Below are 6000 nucleotides of genomic sequence, written 5' to 3' on the forward strand. Positions count from 1 at the left end.
TCAAGGATGAACCATGGCTCGCACAGCAACTCCCAGAACTGGCACGGTTTTAACCGTAAAAGGTAGACCAATTCCGTTTTCTTTTCATCCAGTCGTTCGGACTAATAGACGTTATGGACTACAGTCTCGTATTTTCTCCACCAACCCGTGGGGCGTCATGCGGCAGGCAGTTGAGGATACTTTAACGGGTGTGTCGCGAGACCAAGCTATTGCCTTCTTAGCGCAGGCTGAAGATTTTTTCAAATCTGCCAATAACTCTTCATTAGTTACAACTCGACCACTATTGATTTACTACTGCTTCCTGAACCTAGTAAAAGCTTTTGTATTATTAAAAGGCTTAAAGCAAGAATACTCTCGAGCGCAGCATGGTATTCAAGAAGCAATACATCCAGGTGGCACCGAGTTTTATAGCTCGTTTCTGAAGGCATTTAGATCAAAACCTTCAGACGCCAATGTTTTTGATGACTTCCAGGAGGCCCTCTTCGGAAATAAATTTCCAACGTCAGGAAAAGTTTATGACCTGCAGCTCCTAATTCCACAATTGCTACAAGGTCATCGAGTATGGTGTGAAGCCGCATCCGCAGACGAGCGATTTGTAGAAATAACTCGGATCGACTACATACATAATGAGGCAGCAAAATCGATATGGTTAGTCATTAATATATTTTCTGATGATCTTAGCCGTTTTGGGATCACTAGAAAGAGGCTTCTCGAAGAATCTGGACTACTAGAAAACTTTCGCGAAGTCGCTTCAACCGTAATAATCGATGGGCGTAAACTTTTAAAATTCGAACAAATTACACCTCTGACCTACACTGGACGAGCAACTGACAGAATTACGGATCTAGTAAATCTTATCAAAAACAAACTATGGGTGACTGCGACGAGAATTCCGCCTTACAGAAAAAATTATGTTTATCTTTGCCCACCTAATGAGGTTCCTAACCTCATCGAGCAACTACTTTCCGTATATGCCTGCTTTTATTACTTTGGCTCGATCACCCGATACCGCCCGCACTTATTCGAGGAGATCTTAAAAGGGAAGTTTGGTAGCCACATACAAGAGACAGTTACCAATATCCCTCAACAATTCATTTATCTTTTAGCTAGCGAATTCGCAGGTCGGGAGATTGCTCATGCACCTCTTGTCTAAAAATTGAACGGGTAGCTGCACGTTCCGTTTCCAAAAACCAAAGGGGTTTAAACTTGTTGTGAATTTTCACACGAGGCGCCTCGGTCGCTTGCGCGCTCGTATATCTGAGACCTAAGGAGTTGCACATGAATTTGGATATTCTATTGGCAGCGTTACTCGGAAGTGCTGGAGGAATTGCAGGAACCGCTTTGATTCTTTGGCTGCTGCGTACTTGGTTCGCCGAGAGAATTAAACAATCCATCGGACACGAGTACGCGATAAAGCTCGAAGAGTGGAAGAAATCAGAACAGGTTCGCCTAAAGTCAGAAGCAATTGCTTCACTCCTTGCTGAGTGGATGAGTTTCCCTGATGACCAACGGGCCCTGAACAAGCTGACATTCGAAGCCTATCTGTGGCTACCGACTGACATCCTCCAATTACTCACTAAAACATTGACCAACGATCCTACTGCGCCTAATGCTCGAGACATCCTTTGGCATGTCAGGAAACACCTTCTGGACGACGACACACTGGCACCCAGGGATATCGTAATTTTTAAGCAAGACAGTCAACGGCGTGCTTTTCAGGAAAAAATGAAGGCGATGACGTCATTTAAGCAATTCTCCAGCGCTAGCGCTGTCGGCATAAAAGGTTACAGAGGGAAAAAGATCTGAATGAATACTTTTATCCGGCGTCAATGAGTCGGTGGCGTTACGTCTGTCCCAAGCTAACCTCCAATGTTGTTGAGTGCCTACCGCTAGGGTATCGATCGGCGGCGCGCTCTTATTGGGTATGACCCATCTCCCACATTGAAGCGAGGCCGCACAGATGCAAACCTTCGTCATCAATCAAAACCAGCAATCCAACGGTGATCACGAAGTACATAACACAACAACCGGTTGCATTTTCATGCCCCTGCTGGAGAACCAAATCGCCTTGGGAAGTCATTTCACCTGCGCAGGAGCAGTGACGGAGGCAAGGCGAAGGTTCGCGGACGCTAGGATCAACGGTTGTTACTTTTGCTGCGCTCCTTGCCACACGACATGAATCAAAATTTGTAGGCTTCGTGAGCAAGCTGTTTGCCTTATAATCGCCCATCGAACCTGCAGGGCTGACTGGCTTGTATCCCCGCATGTATCCCGAGCTATATAATCCGCCTGCAAGCCCCGGATTATATGGAGCACTACAGTCTCCCTCGGCACCAAAATTAAGAAAGGTCTTGCTTAGCAAGGCCTTTTTTTTCGCCTGCAATAAAGTCCCTCACTTGTGGAGCTGCCGCGGGCTGCGATCTTTTGATCTTCCGCTTCTTGGCCATCCGAGCCCCAAGGATCCACACCATGCAAACGTCACTGGAAACAGTCGCCCTTTTCTCCCTCAAACTCGCCTACGAGGAAGAGGGCCTGAGCCCGATTCTGCGGGACGACATGGTCATGGGTGACTACCAGCGGGATATTTTCGAATTGTTGGTACGCCGGGGCGATGTCGAGACCATTCAATTCAAGATGAATGAGTGCCTGGGGCTGGCGATGGATGCGTTGGGCGGTGTCGAGAAACCGCTGGGACGGGAACTGCACAAGCTGTCAGCCGATTTCAGCCAGGCTCAGTCGCTGGAGCAGCTCGATCAGCCGCTCCTCGCGCTCAAGGGTTACTTGAAGGACATTCTGTAATCGAACGCGCGATCACTTGTCCACGCTCAGGTTGAAGAAAAAACCTGCAGATTACTTGAGCACTTTTACCACTCGAATGTTGATCGCAAACCCACCCGCGCCAGTCAGTTTCTTCCATCCCACGTACTGAAATATCAAGTCCTCGTCGATGGGGTCGCCCCTCTCTACCATTGCGGCGCCCAGCACCGCGACTTCCTTATAAACGGTGCAACTGCCCGCATCGGGGTGGACGGTGTAGATCACGTAGGGTTTGACGTATCGCACGGCGCGCAAATGTCGGCCGCATTCCCAGTCGACCGTAATCATCAACGTCTTCAGATACGCTTCGCCATCGGTTTCCGATTCCTCGGCGAGTTCGTTGAGCTTGGCGATTCCGCCGACGTCGCTAAAGCCCAGAGCGCGGGCGCGCTTGTATTGCGGGGTCTTCTTGTGCTCGGCCTGGGCCTTGAAGTATTGCTCTTGAAGCTCTCTGACCAGGACCTCCTCTTCCTTGTTCCTGATCTCGAACGCTTGGGCAATGACGTTTTCGCAACGGGCATATTCGGGAGAGCCAAGGCTTGCCTTGGCGAGGTGATCGCGATGGACGTAAAGAGTGTGATTCAAGCTGTCGACGCGGTTCATCGCTTGCCTGGTCGTCATGGTCCCGTTTTGAACTCTGTTCACTACCTCCTGAAAACTCTGACAATCGGAGAGGTATCCTTTCCAGGCCTCCTCCGGGGTTTCATCCCAGTAGGCAAGTGCCGGGGTCATTACGATGGCGAAGAACAAAGCGCTGAGCAGGCGCAAGAAAGAAGAAACGGTAGGCATGTGTAGTCCGTTACGCGGTTGAAGAAAGTGGCGCGAAGCTACTATTTTGTTATCTTGCCGTCCATCTCCAGCGCGCCTCATCAATACGCGCTGTTTCAAGGTTTTTGCAGGTTAAGGAAAGGATCGAATGGAGTTTCTGTGTCTACTCGCATTTCTGGCGACGTGGGGTTTCATGTGGCGCTGGGTGGTGAAAAACCGTGGCAGTTGGAATCTGTTTATCGGCAACGTTTTCGGTGCAGGGGCGGGGTTTATTGTCGGGTTTGTGGTGTTTTCCGTCACGATGTCGCTGTTCGCGCCGGCACGTATTATCGAGCAGGCAAAGATACAGAACGCCGCGAAGCAGAGCGCTGAACCGGCCCTCATGCCTGAAGCCGAATCCGCGCCTGAGGAACCTCCCGTTGCTGCGCCTGCTCCTGTTTCCGACAGCCTCCCCGCCTACGTCGCCAGCGAGCCGCAGAACGAGCCCTCACCACCTGAGTCCGCTCTCCTGCCGAACTTCAGCAAACGGCTACCTGCTTCGCTGCTGGAGAAGGACTTCAAGGACACTGCGGGCCACGATTTTGCCGCTTTGCGCAGAGTGGCAGGCAGTAATCCGAACGCGGACAAATCGTTGATGGCTTTCATGATGTGCGAACCCTTTATCAAGAGTGCGATGCGCTTTTCAGCGTCGACAGTGATGGCAAGCGCGAAGGACGCCAGCAGTCAACGGTTCAAGGATCAGACCTACACCATTACAAGTACCGCCACCTCACGGAACATGGTGGGAGACGATGTGAGGTATCGGTTTGACTGTTCAGTGCAACAAGTGGACGGCAACGATGCAGGCAAAGCCGCGTGGCGACTGCTCGATCTGAAATTGAAGAAGAGCGAATCTTAAGCCTCGTTTAAGGGTTCAAGGCGCCCGCTGCGGGCAATTCATGCCCTGATCGAACGCCTCGGCCTGTTCGACGAACACCTTGAAGGCGCTGTGGTCAGCGACAGCGCCAAGCTCTACGAACACCCGGCCTGCTATTACCGCCGTGCGGATTTGTAACCGGCGCTGGAGAGCAACGAGACGTTGCGTGAGCGATTTTTCGGCGGTGCGCGTAAGCCGATTTTCACCAGCAGCAACGCTGACAATCACCTGGTGACCTTTGCCGAAGTCATGGCGATGTACTTGCTGGTGTGGTCGCCGACAGCCTGGACGCTGATCAATCCGCCAGCCCCCGCGCTGACACCCGAACGCCACAAGCGCTATGCCCTGGAACAGACGCGAATCGACGGTTTCAAGACTGGTCTGGGTAACATCGCCCGTGCACTGGCGCACCTGCCGAGTCTGATGATCTTTGACGATAGTCCGAATGCAGCCCTATTGACAGCATAATCCGAGCGCAAAACTGTATGCCCATACAGCTAACATTTCCGGATAATTCGTCGTGGCAAGAAATCACATCAGAAGTAAAACCGGGCAAGGGCGCTACGACTCGACCGCACGTAGAGTCCTCATTTCTGAGTTCAGGCCAGTAACATTGTGCTTCCTCGAATCGCCCGATCGTGGGACCTCGAAAAGCCTACCGGATTATGAGTTCATAACGGGCGAAAAGGGATACCTACCAAATTTTCCCGTACTAATTCAGAGCGACGGTGAACCGTGGATCATCGGAATCCTTTACCTAGTTACGAAACTTCATAAAGAGGTTGGTTATGAATCAAGGACATTCCGCAGGATTGCAGACTTTTAGCACCACTAAACCAAGAAATGGTTTCCACCAAGTGGGCACGATTTCTTGCTCCGCTAGCCTCGGTGACGCCTCGCTAGAGGATTTGTTGCGCAATGGTTATGTGAAAGCTGAACCGCTGGTGTACGAAGATTTCCTGCCAGTCAGTGCGGCGGGGATCTTTCAATCGAACCTTGGGGATGCAGCGCAGGCCCACTATGGCGAACATTCCAACCGACAGGCATTCGAGCAGGCGCTGGGACGCTCGACGATTGATGAATTGGGGTTGTATGCGCAAACCCAGCAACGTTCGATTGAGGAATGCGTTGCTGCGCTTGAATCTCGCCAATAGTGGCCACACGCCATTGTGCGCAACTTCTTGCGCACTCAAATGTGGATAACCGTGTGGACATATCCCTACAACCCACGTAATCCGTTCTGTACAGACGAGTGCGCAACTTCTTGCGCAGTACTGCGCAAGAAGTTGCGCACTTCAGACCTCAAATCCGCACGAAAAACAGTCAAAAACCCGTTCAGGTGCAGCCTAACCACCGGCTCCCGGGCACTTCACAAAACCTGGCACGCTACTTGATATGTCTTCGGCACCCACCGGGCGATTTCGCCTCCCGGGCACCTTAAATTTATCCGCAAGGAGCACCTCCCATGGCAACACCAGCGTACATGTCGGTTACCGGCG

General features: G+C 51.4%; 5 protein-coding genes and 2 pseudogenes. 6 read left to right on the forward strand and 1 reads right to left on the reverse strand.

All coding sequences use genetic code 11. The features are described 5' to 3' along the window. Positions 1-13: 13 nt before the first annotated feature. The 3 genes from AACY11_RS26340 (at position 14) to AACY11_RS26350 (ending at position 2799) form a co-directional block, all read left to right on the forward strand. The gene (locus tag AACY11_RS26340; RefSeq protein ID WP_339496063.1) at positions 14-1153 is read left to right on the forward strand and encodes a YaaC family protein; all 1140 of its coding nucleotides are present in this window, start codon (positions 14-16) and stop codon (positions 1151-1153) included. A gap of 125 nt (positions 1154-1278) precedes the next feature. After that, entirely contained in the window at positions 1279-1806 is a 528-nt protein-coding gene (locus AACY11_RS26345; RefSeq protein ID WP_339496064.1) for a hypothetical protein, read from the forward strand. A gap of 663 nt (positions 1807-2469) precedes the next feature. Beyond that, positions 2470-2799: a hypothetical protein gene (locus tag AACY11_RS26350; protein WP_339434274.1), complete on the forward strand. Its 330-nt coding sequence runs from the start codon at positions 2470-2472 to the stop codon at positions 2797-2799. A gap of 51 nt (positions 2800-2850) precedes the next feature. On the opposite strand, the gene AACY11_RS26355 is transcribed toward AACY11_RS26350, so the two are convergent. Then, positions 2851-3606 carry a hypothetical protein gene (locus tag AACY11_RS26355; protein ID WP_339496065.1) on the reverse strand — a complete coding sequence of 252 codons (756 nt, stop codon included), beginning with the start codon at positions 3604-3606 and terminating at the stop codon, positions 2851-2853. A gap of 127 nt (positions 3607-3733) precedes the next feature. Here AACY11_RS26355 and AACY11_RS26360 point away from each other — a divergent pair, with 127 nt between their 5' ends. From AACY11_RS26360 to AACY11_RS26370, 3 genes and pseudogenes are all read left to right on the forward strand, one after another. Further along, positions 3734-4483: a hypothetical protein gene (locus AACY11_RS26360; RefSeq protein ID WP_339496066.1), complete on the forward strand. Its 750-nt coding sequence runs from the start codon at positions 3734-3736 to the stop codon at positions 4481-4483. A 27-nt stretch (positions 4484-4510) separates the two neighbouring features. Further along, positions 4511-4939 (forward strand): annotated as a pseudogene (locus tag AACY11_RS26365) (alkaline phosphatase family protein); the annotation flags it as partial. A gap of 437 nt (positions 4940-5376) precedes the next feature. Continuing rightward, positions 5377-5655 (forward strand): annotated as a pseudogene (locus AACY11_RS26370) (2-oxoadipate dioxygenase/decarboxylase family protein); the annotation flags it as partial. Positions 5656-6000: the final 345 nt, after the last annotated feature.

It is taken from the genome of Pseudomonas sp. RA_105y_Pfl2_P56, from assembly GCF_963970845.1.
Taxonomy (GTDB): domain Bacteria; phylum Pseudomonadota; class Gammaproteobacteria; order Pseudomonadales; family Pseudomonadaceae; genus Aquipseudomonas; species Aquipseudomonas baetica_A.